Annotated in this window: 14 protein-coding genes and 1 riboswitch; of the genes, 5 read left to right on the forward strand and 9 right to left on the reverse strand. The window is 70.8% G+C overall.

Annotated elements, in window-relative coordinates; genetic code table 11:
• The first annotated feature begins 36 nt into the window (after window positions 1-36).
• Together cysD and cysN are read left to right on the forward strand one after the other, a co-directional pair.
• Complete coding sequence (gene cysD / locus ACK99Q_RS01970) at window positions 37-957, forward strand: sulfate adenylyltransferase subunit CysD (RefSeq protein WP_410184566.1); 921 nt, start codon at window positions 37-39, stop codon at window positions 955-957.
• Window positions 957-2,201, forward strand: coding sequence for a sulfate adenylyltransferase subunit CysN (cysN, locus tag ACK99Q_RS01975; RefSeq protein WP_410184567.1), 1,245 nt, complete (start codon window positions 957-959; stop codon window positions 2,199-2,201). Before cysD ends, cysN begins: the two co-directional genes overlap by 1 nt.
• Window positions 2,202-2,273: 72 nt before the next feature.
• Here cysN and ACK99Q_RS01980 read toward each other — a convergent pair whose 3' ends face one another.
• The 9 genes from ACK99Q_RS01980 to ACK99Q_RS02020 form a co-directional block, all read right to left on the reverse strand.
• Window positions 2,274-3,629, reverse strand: a complete 1,356-nt coding sequence (locus ACK99Q_RS01980; protein ID WP_410184568.1) for an exopolysaccharide biosynthesis polyprenyl glycosylphosphotransferase — start codon at window positions 3,627-3,629, stop codon at window positions 2,274-2,276.
• A gap of 499 nt (window positions 3,630-4,128) precedes the next feature.
• Window positions 4,129-4,878 carry an acyltransferase gene (locus ACK99Q_RS01985; protein WP_410184569.1) on the reverse strand — a complete coding sequence of 250 codons (750 nt, stop codon included), beginning with the start codon at window positions 4,876-4,878 and terminating at the stop codon, window positions 4,129-4,131.
• A 68-nt stretch (window positions 4,879-4,946) separates the two neighbouring features.
• On the reverse strand, window positions 4,947-6,584 hold the full coding sequence (gene groL, locus ACK99Q_RS01990; protein WP_410184570.1) for a chaperonin GroEL: 1,638 nt from the start codon (window positions 6,582-6,584) through the stop codon (window positions 4,947-4,949).
• 118 nt (window positions 6,585-6,702) lie between these two features.
• Complete coding sequence (locus tag ACK99Q_RS01995) at window positions 6,703-6,906, reverse strand: cold-shock protein (RefSeq protein ID WP_179426495.1); 204 nt, start codon at window positions 6,904-6,906, stop codon at window positions 6,703-6,705.
• A 99-nt stretch (window positions 6,907-7,005) separates the two neighbouring features.
• The gene (locus tag ACK99Q_RS02000; protein ID WP_410184571.1) at window positions 7,006-7,284 is read right to left on the reverse strand and encodes a MoaD/ThiS family protein; all 279 of its coding nucleotides are present in this window, start codon (window positions 7,282-7,284) and stop codon (window positions 7,006-7,008) included.
• Between the two features lie 32 nt (window positions 7,285-7,316).
• On the reverse strand, window positions 7,317-8,582 hold the full coding sequence (gene thrC, locus ACK99Q_RS02005; protein ID WP_410184572.1) for a threonine synthase: 1,266 nt from the start codon (window positions 8,580-8,582) through the stop codon (window positions 7,317-7,319).
• A gap of 8 nt (window positions 8,583-8,590) precedes the next feature.
• Window positions 8,591-8,703: riboswitch (SAM riboswitch) on the reverse strand.
• A 69-nt stretch (window positions 8,704-8,772) separates the two neighbouring features.
• Window positions 8,773-9,546, reverse strand: coding sequence for a trehalose-phosphatase (gene otsB, locus ACK99Q_RS02010; RefSeq protein ID WP_410184573.1), 774 nt, complete (start codon window positions 9,544-9,546; stop codon window positions 8,773-8,775).
• A 30-nt stretch (window positions 9,547-9,576) separates the two neighbouring features.
• Window positions 9,577-10,137, reverse strand: a complete 561-nt coding sequence (locus tag ACK99Q_RS02015; protein ID WP_410184574.1) for a LytR C-terminal domain-containing protein — start codon at window positions 10,135-10,137, stop codon at window positions 9,577-9,579.
• A 1-nt stretch (window position 10,138) separates the two neighbouring features.
• On the reverse strand, window positions 10,139-10,429 hold the full coding sequence (locus tag ACK99Q_RS02020; RefSeq protein WP_179426512.1) for a DUF3263 domain-containing protein: 291 nt from the start codon (window positions 10,427-10,429) through the stop codon (window positions 10,139-10,141).
• A 111-nt stretch (window positions 10,430-10,540) separates the two neighbouring features.
• Between ACK99Q_RS02020 and ACK99Q_RS02025 the strand changes: the two genes are divergently transcribed.
• Genes ACK99Q_RS02025 through ACK99Q_RS02035 form a run of 3 tightly spaced genes read left to right on the forward strand, consistent with a single transcriptional unit; the run spans window position 10,541 to window position 14,667 of the window.
• Complete coding sequence (locus tag ACK99Q_RS02025) at window positions 10,541-11,965, forward strand: trehalose-6-phosphate synthase (RefSeq protein WP_410184575.1); 1,425 nt, start codon at window positions 10,541-10,543, stop codon at window positions 11,963-11,965.
• Window positions 11,955-13,268, forward strand: a complete 1,314-nt coding sequence (locus ACK99Q_RS02030; RefSeq protein WP_410184576.1) for an MFS transporter — start codon at window positions 11,955-11,957, stop codon at window positions 13,266-13,268. Before ACK99Q_RS02025 ends, ACK99Q_RS02030 begins: the two co-directional genes overlap by 11 nt.
• A complete protein-coding gene (locus tag ACK99Q_RS02035) occupies window positions 13,258-14,667 on the forward strand; it encodes a pyridoxal phosphate-dependent decarboxylase family protein (protein ID WP_410184577.1) in 1,410 nt (469 codons plus the stop codon). The genes ACK99Q_RS02030 and ACK99Q_RS02035 overlap by 11 nt, the downstream gene beginning before the upstream one ends.

Genomic DNA, 14,667 nt, shown 5'->3' on the forward strand with positions numbered 1-14,667 from the left:
CCGGCACCGCTCGACCCCATGGGGAGGAACCCGTCGATGACCGACACGCGTGAGTCGCGTCGCTACGGCATGAGCCAGCTCGACCATCTCGAGGCCGAGGCGATCTACATCATCCGCGAGCTCGTCGCCGAGAACGAGCGCCCCGCGCTGCTGTTCTCCGGCGGCAAGGACTCGGTCGTGATGCTGAACCTCGCCGTCCGCGCCTTCGCGCCCGGGCCGATCCCCTTCCCGGTCGTGCACATCGACACCGGCCACAACTTCGACGAGGTCCTCGCGTTCCGCGACCGCGTCGTCGACGAGCTGGGCGTGCGCCTCATCGTCGGCTCGGTCCAGGACGCGATCGACGAGGGCTTCGTCCGCGAGGAGCCGAACGGCTCGCGCAACCGCATCCAGACCCCCGTCCTGATCCGCACCGCCGAGCAGCACGGCCTCACGGCCCTGTTCGGCGGCGCCCGCCGCGACGAGGAGAAGGCCCGCGCCAAGGAGCGCGTCTTCTCCTTCCGCGACGACTTCGGTCAGTGGGACCCCAAGAACCAGCGCCCCGAGCTGTGGTCGCTCTACAACGGCCGCATCCACCCCGGCGAGAGCATCCGCTGCTTCCCGCTGTCGAACTGGACCGAGCTCGACATCTGGCAGTACATCGCCCGCGAGGGCATCGAGCTGCCCGACATCTACTACGCCCAGAAGCGCGAGGTCTTCCTGCGCGGCGGCATGTACTTCACGATCAACCAGCACTGCGCGCCGCGCGACGACGAGGAGGTGTTCGTCGAGTCGGTCCGCTACCGCACCGTCGGCGACGCCACCCTGACCGCGGCCGTCCCCTCCACCGCCGCCACGCCCGAGGAGGTCGTGGCCGAGGTCGCGGCCACCCGCATCACCGAGCGCGGCGCCACGCGCGGCGACGACAAGGTCAGCGAGGCCGCGATGGAGGACCGCAAGAAGGAGGGCTACTTCTGATGGACATCCTGCGATTCGCCACGGCCGGCTCGGTCGACGACGGCAAGAGCACCCTGATCGGCCGGCTGCTGTTCGACTCGAAGTCGATCTTCACCGACCAGCTCGAGGCCGTCGAGGCCACCAGCGCCCAGCGCGGCGACGAGTACACCGACCTGGCCCTGCTGACCGACGGCCTGCGCGCCGAGCGCGAGCAGGGCATCACGATCGACGTCGCCTACCGCTACTTCTCGACGCCGAAGCGCAAGTTCATCATCGCCGACACCCCCGGGCACATCCAGTACACGCGCAACATGGTCACGGGTGCCTCCACGGCCGATCTGGCGATCATCCTCGTGGACGCCCGCAAGGGCCTGCAGGAGCAGAGCCGCCGCCACGCCACGCTCGTGTCGCTGCTGCGGGTCCCGCACGTCGTGCTGGCGATCAACAAGATGGACCTGGTCGACTGGTCCGAGGACGTCTACCGCCAGATCAGCGACGAGTTCGTCGACTTCGCCGCGCGGCTGGAGTTCACCGACGTCACCACGATCCCGCTGTCGGCCCTCACCGGCGACAACGTCGTGTCCCGCTCGGCGAACATGGGCTGGTTCGAGGGGCCGTCGCTCATGCACCACCTGGAGAACGTCTACATCGCGAGCGATCGCAACCTCGTCGACGTCCGCTTCCCGGTGCAGTACGTGATCCGCCCGCAGAACGGCCAGGGCGACTACCGCGCCTTCGCCGGCCAGGTCGTCAGCGGCGTCATGCGTCCCGGCGACGAGGTGCTCGTGCTGCCCAGCGGCCTGCCCAGCCGGATCAAGGCGATCGACACCGCGAAGGGCGAGCTGGAGGAGGCGTTCGCGCCGATGTCGGTCACGGTGCGCCTCGAGGACGAGGTCGACGTGTCGCGCGGCGACATGATCGTGCGGCCGAACAACCAGCCCACCGTCACGCAGGACCTCGACGCCATGGTCTGCTGGATGGACGCCAGCGCGATGACCGTGGGCGGCAAGTACGCCATCAAGCACACCACCCGCTCGGCGCGCGCCCTGGTCAAGGAGATCAAGTACGAGCTCGACGTGAACACGCTGCACCGGCACCAGACGCCCGGCAGCCTGGGCCTCAACGCGATCGGCCGCGTGGTGCTGCGCACGACCCAGCCGCTCATGGTCGATCCCTACCAGCGCAACCGCCAGTCGGGCTCGTTCATCCTCATCGACGAGGCCACGAACCGCACCGTGGGCGCCGGCACGATCACCGAGCACTGACCCGCACCCACCGACGGCGAACGGCCGTCGCTCCCCCAAGGAGCGGCGGCCGTTCGTCGTCTACCGGTGGGCCTACCAGGCGCCCTTGCGCCCCAGGACCACGCCGACGGTCTTGAACAGGATCGACAGGTCCATGCGCAGGTTCCAGTTGTTCACGTACATCAGGTCCAGGCGGATCGACTCGTCCCACGAGAGGTTCGAGCGGCCGCTGACCTGCCACAGGCCGGTCATGCCCGGCTTGACGTGCAGCCGGCGCCAGACCCACTGGCTGTACTGCGACGTCTCGCTCTCGATGGCCGGGCGCGGTCCGACGAGCGCCATGTCGCCGAGCAGCACGTTGAACAGCTGGGGCAGCTCGTCGAGCGAGGTCTGCCGCAGCAGCCGCCCGACGCGCGTGACCCGCGGGTCCTGCGTCATCTTGAACAGCGGGCCCGCGCCCTCGTTCATCTCGCGCAGCTCCTCGACGCGCTGGTCGGCGTCGACCACCATCGTGCGGAACTTGTAGATGACGAACGGGACGCCGTCCTTGCCCGTGCGCTCCTGCTTGTAGATCACCGGGCCGCGCGAGTCGATGCGGATCGCCAGCGCGAGCAGGGCCATCAGCGGGGCGCCGAACAGGATCGCCAGCAGCGCGAAGCTGCGGTCGAAGAACGCCTTGACGGCCTGGCCGACGAGGTGGCTGTTCGGCGGGTCGAGGGCCAGCGCCAGCTGGTCGCCGACGCGCGTGGGCCGCACGAACTCGACGTAGTCGTTCATGTCGGTCAGCACGAGGCACTCGATCTCGGCCCGCTGCAGGCCCCACGCGAGGTGGCGCAGCGACGGGTCACCGAGGGCCTGGTCGGCCGTGATGACGACGCGGGCGCCGTGGACCGTGCGCAGCAGCTTCGGGACGTCGCGAACCACCGAGTTCACGGTGGCGCTGCCCAGCGGCTGCGTGGAGTCCCACGTGCAGCGCCCGACCACCACGAGGTCGTGGCGGTCCTCCCAGCGGGCGGCCAGCCGGTTGACGGCGTCGGCCGGACCCACCAGCAGCGTGGGCACCCGGCGCATCGCGGCGCGGTGGGCCAGGGCGGAGGCCACGATCAGGACCGCGGTGACGCTCAGGACCACGACGGCCGAGCGCAGCTCCGCGGACACCACGTCGGACACCACGAGGGTCGCCAGCGCACCGAGCGCCAGGACGGCGATCAGTCGCTTGGCGGGTCGCAGCGAGCCCGCGCGCTCGTAGGCCGGCAGTGCCGCCAGGCTCAGACCCAGCCAGCCGACGACGCCGGCGGCCAGGACCGCGAGCGCTCCGGGGGCCATGCCGACGGCCACGCCCGCGATGACGGTGCCCGTCAGCACGATCAGGTGCCCGAAGAGGCCCTGGCGGATCAGGTTCTCCAGAGACGACCGCCCCGTGGGGATCGCCGTGAGTTCCCGGTGCACGGAGGGAGATCCGAGTCCGGGGTCGCTGGTGATGGGCTCCACCAGACGCAGCGGAAGGACGGTCTCATCTCGTCCGTCGATCGCTGAAGTCATTGCCACTCCCCAATGCGCGCCCTCGGTGTCGAGCTGCGGACCCCTCCGCCTCACCGCTGACCCACGTGATGTCTGTGTGTCTGCGTACTCAGCCAAGAGCGACGTGGAGAGGTACCGATACATGTCCGTGGACAAGCCCCCCGGCCCGGCTCCAGGCCACTCGATGCTCTCCCTCGCCGGTTTCCCCCACCGGCGGCCATCGACTGGCGCGACGCCCCTGCTTTCCCCTCGAAAGTAGGCCATCCTCGAACGGCTGTCTGGTCATTTCACAAATTCACGAATGTCGCCCATGTCACACGGCCACATCCTGCGGTTTACCGCGTCCTGTGCCCATGAACGACGACGAATCGGGCACCGACCCCTTGTGTAACTGGAAGTTTCGTGCAACGAGCCACGAAATCGGCGCTCAGGGCCTGTCGTCGAACGACCACGTGGTCCCCTCACGCACCACACGCCCCGGAGATCCCATCACCACCACGTTCGGAGGCACCTTCTGACCACGGACGACCGACCTCATCCCGACGCACACGTGGGCGCCGATCTCGACGTGTCCGGACACCACGGCCTCGCGGCACAGCCACACGTGGTGACCGATGCGGATCGTGGCGCCGAACGGGTTGAGCCGCTCCCCCGTGGCCGCGTCCTCGAGCCGGTGCATGTCGTCGGTGGCGATGTAGACGCCCGCGGCCCACAGCTGGTCGCCCGCGGCCACGACACGTCCGCCGTTGCGCGCGTCCACGACCGGCGAGCGGGTGGCCACGAGGGGTCCGTGCAGCGCAATCGACGAGCCCGGACCGCAGTAGAGCTCGCCGGCGGTCAGCACGACGCGCTCGTCGAGGAACACCGTGGCCTCGTCGCCGCCGACCAGCAGCGAGGTGAGGTGGTCCATCGGCGCCCCCACCACGATCAGCGCACCGGAGTAGTAGAAGGTCGTCAGGCCCGCCAGGACGTGGTCGGGCAGCCGAGCCCCGGGCGCGGCGTAAAGCGCGTTGCCGAGGTCGTTCCACCACGAGGGCAGCGGGCCGTCCATCCGGCGCCACGCGACGGCGTCGAGCCGCTCGGGGTCGACGCCCGCCTCGACGAGCCGGTCCCGGTGCTCGGGGGTCAGCGCGTCGTCGGTGCGGGACAGGTCGGGCCACGTGGTCACGCCGGTCATCCTCCCATCCCCCGGACGCACAGGACCCCGGCACCGTGCGGTGCCGGGGTCCTGCGATCAGGCGTGGCTCAGAAGCCCATGCCGCCCATGCCACCCATGTCGCCCATGTCGGGCGCACCGGCCGGGGCCGCGGGCTCCGGCTTGTCGGCCACGACGGCCTCGGTGGTGAGGAACAGCGCGGCGATCGACGCGGCGTTCGCCAGCGCGGAGCGCGTGACCTTGGCCGGGTCGATGATGCCGGTCGCGATCATGTCGACGTACTCGCCGGTGGCCGCGTTGAGGCCCTGACCCTGCTCCAGGTTGGCGACCTTCTCCGCCACGACGCCGCCCTCGAGGCCGGCGTTGACGGCGATCTGCTTCAGCGGGGCCGAGGTGGCGACGCGCACGATGTTCGCGCCGGTGGCCTCGTCGCCCTCGAGCTCGAGCTTCTCGAACGCGGCCTTGCTGGCCTGGACGAGCGCGACACCGCCGCCGGGGACGATGCCCTCCTCGACGGCCGCCTTGGCGTTGCGGACGGCGTCCTCGATGCGGTGCTTGCGCTCCTTGAGCTCGACCTCGGTGGCCGCGCCGACCTTGATGACGGCCACGCCGCCGGCCAGCTTGGCGAGGCGCTCCTGGAGCTTCTCGCGGTCGTAGTCCGAGTCGCTGTTCTCGATCTCGGCCTTGATCTGGGCGACACGGCCCTGGATCTGGGCCTCGTCGCCGCCACCCTCGACGATGGTGGTCTCGTCCTTGGACGTGACGACCTTGCGGGCGGTGCCCAGCAGCGTGAGATCGGCGTTCTCGAGCTTGAGGCCGACCTCCTCGCTGATGACCTCGCCGCCGGTGAGGATCGCGATGTCGGTCAGCATCGCCTTGCGACGGTCACCGAAGCCGGGGGCCTTGATGGCGACCGACTTGAAGGTGCCCTTCAGCTTGTTGACGATGAGGGTGGCCAGCGCCTCGCCCTCGACGTCCTCGGCGATGATCGCCAGCGGCTTGCCGGTCTGCATGACCTTCTCCAGCACCGGGACCATGTCCTTCACGGTGCTGATCTTGCTGTTGACGATGAGGATGTACGGATCCTCGAGCACGGTCTCCATGCGCTCGGGATCGGTGACGAAGTAGCCCGACAGGTGGCCCTTGTCGAAGCGCATGCCCTCGGTGAGCTCGAGGTCCAGGCCGAAGGTGTTCGACTCCTCGACCGTGATGACGCCTTCCTTGCCGACCTTGTCCATGGCCTCGGCGATGATCTCGCCGACCGTGGTGTCCGCGGCCGAGATGGAGGCGGTGGAGGCGATCTGCTCCTTGGTCTCGACGTCCTTGGCCATGGCCAGCAGCTGCTCGCCGATGGCCTCGACGGCCGTCTCGATGCCCTTCTTCAGACCCATCGGGTTGGCGCCGGCGGCCACGTTGCGCAGGCCCTCGCGCACGAGCGCCTGGGCCAGGACGGTGGCCGTCGTGGTGCCGTCGCCGGCGACGTCGTCAGTCTTCTTGGCGACTTCCTTGACGAGCTCGGCGCCGATCTTCTCGTAGGGATCCTCGAGCTCGATCTCCTTGGCGATGGAGACGCCGTCGTTCGTGATCGTGGGGGCTCCCCACTTCTTCTCCAGGACGACGTTGCGGCCCTTCGGGCCGAGGGTGACCTTGACGGCGTCGGCGAGCTGGTTCATGCCCCGCTCGAGCCCGCGCCGGGCTTCTTCGTTGAATGCGATGGACTTGGCCATGGGTGCGTGTCTCCGACATAAGTAGAAGTGGAACTAGCACTCTCACTATACGAGTGCTAATCCCGCCCGTTCAAGCGACCCCGCACCCGAGGTCGCCGCCTGCACCGTCCCAGCCGGCCTAGTGCAGCGGCTGGACGTTCTCGGCCTCGCGCCCCTTGGGGCCGTCGACCACCTCGAGCTCGACGTTCTGGCCGTCCTCGAGGGTCTTGAACCCGTTGATCGCGATCTTCGACCAGTGGACGAAGACGTCGTCCTGGCCGTCGACGGCGATGAAGCCGTACCCCTTGTCGGAGTTGAACCACTTGACGGTGCCATGCACCATGAGACCACCTGTTCTGCGGGGGAAGGCCCGCTGCCGGACCCGGGACCAGCGTATCGGCAGGCGCGTGAATCGCCTACGGCGGACTGGCCGAAAGACGGATCAGCAGCCGCCCGCGACCGCGGGGATCACCGAGATCTGGGTGCCGTCGGGGGTCTTGGTGTCGAGGCCGTCCGCGAAGCGCACGTCCTCCTCGGCCACGTACACGTTGACGAAGCGGCGCAGCTTGCCGTCCTCGTCGACGATGCGGGCCCGGATGCCGGGGTAGCTCGTCTCGAGCGAGTCGAGGACGGCGCTGAGGCGGTCGCCCTCGGCGGTGACCTGCGACTCGTCGTTCGTGTAGCTGCGCAGGATCGTGGGGATGCGGACGGACACGGCCATGGTGGCTCCTCGGGTGGGTTCGGTCGGACGGCTCAGGCGATGCCGGCCGCGGCGAAGGCGTCGTAGGTGGGGGCGATCGTGGCGCGCGGGCCGACGGACCCGGCGACCGCGTCGAGCGTCTTGAGGCCGTGACCGGTGTTGATCACGACGGTCTCGAGCTCGGGGTCCAGCTGGCCCGTCTCGACGAGCTTCTTGAGCACGGCCACGGTGGTGCCGCCGGCGGTCTCGGTGAAGATGCCCTCGGTGCGCGCCAGCAGGACGATCGCGTCGCGGATCTGGTCGTCGTCGACCTCCTCGACGCCGCCACCGGTGCCGCGGGCGATGTCGAGCACGTAGATCCCGTCGGCGGGGTTGCCGATCGCGAGCGACTTGGCGATCGTGTCGGGCCGCACGGGACGGATCGCGTCGACGCCGTCCTTGAACGCGGTGGCGACGGGGTTGCAGCCCTGCGCCTGCGCGCCGAAGACGCGGTACGGCTTGTCCTCGACGAGGCCCAGCGCGATGAGCTCCTGGAAGGCCTTGTGCACCTTCGTCAGCTGCGAGCCCGAGGCGACGGGGATGACGATCTGGTCGGGCAGGCGCCAGCCGAGCTGCTCGGCGATCTCGTAGCCGAGCGTTTTGGAGCCCTCGGCGTAGAAGGGGCGCACGTTGACGTTGACGAACGCCCAGCCCTCGTCCTCGCCGGCGATCTCGCTGGCCAGCTTGTTGACGTCGTCGTAGTTCCCGTCGACGGCGACCAGGTTGTCGGTGAAGATCGCCGAGTTCACCTGCTTGGGCGTCTCGAGGTTGCTCGGGATGAACACGACCGTGCGGATGCCGGCGCGGGCGCCCGCCGCGGCGACCGCGTTGGCGAGGTTGCCCGTCGACGGACAGGCGAACACCTTGCTGCCGAACTCGCGCGCGGCGCTCAGGGCGCAGGCGACGACGCGGTCCTTGAAGGAGTTGGTGGGGTTCGTGCTGTCGTCCTTGACCCACAGCTTCGCCAGGCCGAGCTCGGCGGCGAGGTTGCGCGCGTCGAGCAGGCGGGTGAAGCCCGGCTCGAGGTTGGGGCTCTCCTCGATGTCGGCCGGAACGGGCAGCAGGGCCTTGTAGCGCCAGATGTTCGTGGGCCCGGCCTCGATCTGCTCGCGGGTCACCGTGCCGAAGTCGTAGGCGATCTCGAGCGGGCCGAAGCACTCGTAGCAGGCGTAGTGCGGGCCGAGCTCGCGCGTGGCGCCGCACTCGCGGCACTTGAGGGCGGTGGCGGGGCCGAAGGCGCCCTCGCGAAGGGTGGTGCGGTCAGGGATCGTGACGCTCACGACGACTCCATTCATCTCTCCGGGCCGGCGTTCGACCGCGGACGGAATTAGCACCTGGCCGATGGTCGGCTGGTTGCTGGGGCTTCGTCGGGCCGTGTCCCTCTGCCCCTCGGGATGAGTGATGCCAGCCTAGGGGCGCGTCTCACGATACGTCCACTCGGTCCGGATGCCGAGACGAGCGGGAGAAGAGTCAGACCGGAGCGAACCGGTCGGCGAGGTCGCCGAGCCAGGCCGCGACGTCGTCGGGGCCGTCGAGCACCACGTCGGCCAGCGCGACGAGCGCGTCCTGCTCGTCGGACGCCGAGCACACGAGGGTGACGTCCATCCCCTGCTCGCGCAGGGCGATCGCCTCGCGGAACGCCGGCAGGTCGCCGAGGTCGTCGCCGGCGTAGATGACCGCGCCGGGCGAGACGCGGCCGATGATGCCGCGCAGGGTCTGCCCCTTGTCGGTGCCGGAGGCGCGCAGCTCGATCACCTGGCGACCGGGCTCGAGGTGGAGTCCGACCTCGGTGGCGAGCGCCTCGATCTGCGGGGCGAGCTCGTCGAGCAGGCCCGGCGCGACGCCGCGCGTGTGCAGCGCGATCGCCAGGCCCTTGTCCTCGACCCGGATGCGCGACGCGTCGTGCTCGCGCATCCACTGGGGCAGCCGCGCGGCCAGCTGCGAGACGGCCTCGGGGCGCGACGGGCGGGTCAGCTCGCCCGTGGCGGCGTCCCAGCGCTCGGCGCCGTACTGGCCGCAGACGACGAGGTGCTCGAGGCCGTCGCCCTCCTCGAAGCGGCCGAGCCGGCGCACCTGGTCGACGGGGCGTCCGGTGATGATCGCGATCGTGCCCAGGATCGGACCGAGGCGCCGCAGCGCCGCGAGGGACCCGGGGTGGATGTAGGCCGACGCGGGGTCCTCGACGATCGGGGCGAGCGTGCCGTCGAAGTCCAGCGCGAGCAGCGTGCGCCCCGGATCGGTCATGGGGAAAGTATGGCGCGGGCGCACGAGGGGTCAGCGGGGGCTGGCCAGCACGACCGTCAGGTTGCTGGTGGACATGTTCGCGGTGGCGGGCATGAGGCGGACGATCCCGAGGTCGCTGCCGAGCAGCGCGGCCTCGGCCTGGCGCCCGGCCGGGTAGTAGACGGTGTCCTGCGGGACGCCGCCGCGCCAGTCGGCCACGGCGCCGACGGTCCAGCCGGCGGCACGGGCCTGCCCGGCGACGCGGGCGGCGAGGCCGCCGATGCCGATCTGGTTGTAGACCGAGACGCCGATCGACCGGGTCGCCGGGGCCTCGGTGGTCGCCTCGGTCGTGGGATCGGCGGTGGGCTCGGTCGTCTTCTTCGGCTTCGGCTTGGCCGAGGCCTTCTTCGTGGGCTTCGACGTGGGACCGGTGCTGGTGCGCTGCGCCGACTGCGCGGGCGCCTCGTCCTCGCGGACGACCTCGATGATCGCCCAGCCGCCGAGCGCGCCGAGGATCAGCCAGACGGCGGGCAGCACGACGACGTGCCACGGGCGACGACGCTCGGGCTCACGCCGGTCGTCGCGCGGTTCGAGGGGCGGCTGCTCCTCCACCTCAGCGGTCGGAGCCGGTGCGCCGGGCCTGGCGCTGACGCTGGCGCTGCGAGCGCAGGCGGCGCAGGCGCTTGACGAGCAGCGGGTCGTGCGCGAGCGCGTCCTCGGAGTCGATCAGCGCGTTGAGGATCTGGTAGTACCGGGTGGCGGTCATGTCGAACTTGTCGCGGATCGCCTGCTCCTTGGCGCCGGCGTACTTCCACCACAGGCGCTCGAGCTCGAGCATCTCGCGGTCGCGATCGGACAAAGCGCCGTCGCGGACCGCCTGGTCGTGACTCTCCACCGCTGCCATGTGCCCGACTGTACCGGCGGAATCACACCATTGTCATTCCCGTTCGCGAATCCGTCGTCCCACCGCGTGAGGTCCGGGGCGGGAGGGCCGGTTCTCCTCTAGGGTGGCTGCATGGCGCCCGAGCAAGCTGACTTCCTCGTGATCGCCAACCGCCTGCCCGTCGACCGCCTGATCGGCGACGACGGCGAGGTCAGGTGGCGCAAGTCGCCCGGCGGTCTGGTCACGGCCCTCGAGCCGGTCATGAAGCTCCAGGGCGGGGCGTGGATCGGCTGGCACGGCGCCGCCGACGAGGACCTCCCCGAGTTCGAGGACGACGGCCTGCGCCTCGTCCCGGTGCCGCTGTCCGAGCGCGAGGTCGAGGAGTACTACGAGGGCTTCTCCAACGGCACTCTCTGGCCGCTCTACCACGACGTCGTCGTCACGCCGGAGTACCACCGCGAGTGGTGGGACTCCTACGTCACGGTCAACCGTCGCTTCGCCGAGAAGGCCGCCTCGCTGGCCGCCCAGGGCGCGGTCGTGTGGGTGCAGGACTACCAGCTCCAGCTCGTCCCGCAGATGCTGCGCGAGCTGCGCCCCGACCTGCTGATCGGCTTCTTCCTGCACATCCCGTTCCCGCCCACCGAGCTGTTCCAGCAGCTGCCGTGGCGCCGCCAGATCCTCGAGGGCCTGCTGGGCGCCGACCTCGTGGGCTTCCAGATGCCCGGCGGTGCGCAGAACTTCGCCCGCCTCGTGCGTCAGCGCGTGGGCCACCGCACCGTGCGCGACACCGTCTTCCTGCCCGACGGCCGCAAGGTCCTGGCGCGGGCCTACCCGATCTCGATCGACGCGCGCGGGTTCGAGCAGCTCTCGCGCACGCCCGAGGTCATCGCCCGGGCGCAGGAGATCCGCGACAGCCTCGGCAACCCGCGCCACGTGCTCATCGGCATCGACCGCCTCGACTACACCAAGGGCCTGCCCCAGCGGCTGCGCGCGTTCGGCGAGCTCGTCAGCGACGGCGTGATCGACGTCGACGACGCCGTCTTCGTCCAGGTGGCCACCCCGTCGCGCGAGCGGGTGCACCAGTACCGCCTGCTGCGCGACGACATCAACCGACTCGTCGGCCGGATCAACGGCGACATGGGACGCATCGGCCAGCAGCCGATCCAGTACCTGCACGCCTCCTTCCCACGCGACGAGATGGCGGCGATGTACCGCGCGGCCGACGTCATGGTGGTCACGCCCCTGCGCGACGGCATGAACCTCGTCGCGAAGGAGTACATCGCGACCCGCTGGGACGACCGCGGCGCGCTCGTGCTGAGCGAGTTCGCCGGCGCCGCGGGCGAGCTCAAGCAGGCCTTCCAGGTCAACCCGCACGACATCAACGGCATGAAGCAGGCGCTGCTCGAGGCCATGCAGGCGCCTCCGGTCGACCTGCGCAAGCGGATGCGCGCGCTGCGCAAGCAGGTGATGGAGAACGACATCGAGCGCTGGGCCACGACGTTCCTGGCCGAGCTCGCCGAGGTCCGTGACATCGGTCCGTCCGACGGTGACGACTGAGCTTCCGGCCCGGGTCCGGCGCGGCTACGCGCTCGGCAGCGTCGCCACCGGGACCTTCGGCACCGTCCCCGGACTGCTGCTGCTGCCCTACCTGACCGACGAGATCGGCATCGGAGCGGCGCTGGCCGGCGTGCTGGTGTTCGCGCCGAAGGCGTGGGACGTCGTCCTCAACCCGATCGCCGGACGCATCAGCGACCGGTCGACGCATCCCGCCGGGCGGCGCCGGCCGTTCCTCGTGCGGGCCGGGCTCACCCTCGCGGTGCTGTTCGCCGTGATGTTCGCCGGGCCCACCGAGCCGCAAGCGCTGGCCGCCGCGTGGGTCGCGGTGGCGTTCCTGGGCTGCGCGAGCGCCTACGCGTTCTTCCAGGTGCCCTACGTCGCGATGCCGGCCGAGCTCACGCTCGACTACGCCGAGCGCACGCGGCTGATGACGTGGCGCGTCGTCGTGCTGGCACTGGCGATCCTCGTCTCGGGCGCCACCGCCCCGATCGTGGCCGATCAGCTGGGGCACGCGGCGATGGGCGCGTACGTCGGGCTCGTCATCGCGCTCGGCGTGCTCGGCGCGTGGTGGGGCACCCGCGGGGCGCCCGAGCACCCGACCGAGACCGCGGGCGGCACGTTCGCCGACCAGCTGCGGCTCGTGGCCCAGAACCCCGACTTCCGCGCGGTGCTGCTGACGTTCGTCGTGCAGGCCGCCGCGATCGGCACCGTGCTGGCGGGCGTCGCCTACGTGGCCGACGACCTGCTCGACAGCGCGGCCGCCAACACCTTCCTGTTCGTCGCCTTCGTCGGGCCCGCGCTGCTCGTCACGCCGCTGTGGGAGCGCTACGCCGCCACCCGCGGCAAGCGGTCGGGCTACGCCGTCGCCACGGTCTTCCTCGTGGTCGGGATGGCCGCGCTGCTGGCGGCGCACGAGGGCTGGCTAGCCCTCACGTACGTCGCCGCGGCGCTCGTGGGCATCGGGTACGCCGGCGCCCAGGTCTTCCCGATGGCGATGCTGCCCGACGTGGCGGCCGACGACGCCTCGCGCAGCGGCGCCAACCGGATCGGCGTGTTCACCGGGGTGTGGACCGCGGGCGAGACGCTCGGCCTCGCGCTCGGGCCGGGCATCTTCGCGCTCGTGCTGACCGCGGGCGGCTACGTGTCCTCGACCTCCGGGGTCACCGTCGACCAGCCCGACAGCGCCCGCCTCGCGATCGCGCTGGGCTTCTCGGTGCTGCCGGCCGTGCTGTCCGCGATCAGCCTCGTGCTGCTGCGCGGCTACCGACTCGACGACCGACTGAGGAGTGCCGATGTCGCCTGAGGAGATCCTCGCCGAGCTCTCCGACCGCCGGGAGGGCGACCTGCCCACCCACGGCGGCCGCACGCTCGCGTACGTCTACGACTCGGGTCTGGCCGAGGCCGACGAGGTCGCCCGGCAGGCCGTCGCGATGTACGCCGCCACGAACGGCCTCGACCCCACCGCGTTCCCCAGCCTGCTGTCGATGGAGGCCGACCTCGTCGGCTTCGCGCGCTCGATCCTGCACGGCGGCGACGAGGTCGTCGGCACGGTGACGTCCGGCGGCACCGAGTCGATCCTGCTGGCGGTGCAGACCGCGCGCGACGCCGCCGCCGTCGACCGCCCGGCGATGGTCGTGCCCAGCACGATCCACGCGGCGTTCGCGAAGGCGGCCCACTACTTCGGGGTCGAGCTCGTCGCCGTCCCTGTGGGCGCCGGGCACCGAGCCGACGTCGCCGCGATGACCGAGACGATCGACCGTCTCGGCGAGCGCGTGGTGCTGGTGGCCGCCAGCACGCCCTCGTACGCCCACGGCGTGATCGACCCGATCGAGGAGCTCGCCGCCGTCACCCGCGAGCGGGGCCTGCGGCTGCACGTCGACGCGTGCATCGGCGGCTGGATCCTGCCGTGGACCCCCGACGCTCCCCCGTGGGACTTCGCGGTGCCCGGCGTCACCAGCATCTCGGTCGACCTCCACAAGTACGCGTACACGCCGAAGGGGGTCTCCCTGCTGCTGCACGCCGACGCGTCGCTGCGCCGGCCCCAGTTCTTCGCGCACGCCGACTGGCCCGGCTACACGATGCTGAACTCGACCACGCAGTCCACGAAGTCCGGCGGCCCGCTCGCCGCCGCGTGGGCCGTGGTGCGGCTGATCGGCGCCGAGGGCTACCGCGACCTCGTCCGTCGCACCCTCGACGGCACCCGCGAGCTGGCCGACGGCATCGAGGCCACCGAGCACCTGCATCTCGTCGAGCAGCCCGACACCTCGCTGGTCGTCGTGGGCACCGACGACGCGGTCGACGTGTTCACCATCAGCGACCTCATGCTCGACCGCGGATGGTTCGTGCAACCGCAGATGCGGTTCGGCGACGAGCCGGCGAACCTGCACCTGACGATCTCGGCGGCCACGGCCGCATCGGTGCCCGAGTTCCTCGAGGCGCTGCGGGCGTCGGTGGCGCAGGCGGCCGAGCAGGGCCCGATCCGGATCGACCCGCTGCTCGCCGAGGCGGCCGCGACGCTCGACCCCGACACCCTCGACGACGAGGCGTTCGACGGCCTGCTGGCGCTCGCGGGCCTGGCCGGCGAGGGCGGCCAGGTCGCGGTCCCCGAGCGACTCGGCCCGGTCAACGCGCTCGTCGACGTCGCTCCCCCGCGGGTCCGGGAAGCGCTGATGATCGCCTTCCTCGACCGTCTGACACGCTGA

Origin of the sequence: Aeromicrobium sp. MLTX1, assembly GCF_046452335.1 — a bacterium.
GTDB lineage: Bacteria > Actinomycetota > Actinomycetes > Propionibacteriales > Nocardioidaceae > Aeromicrobium.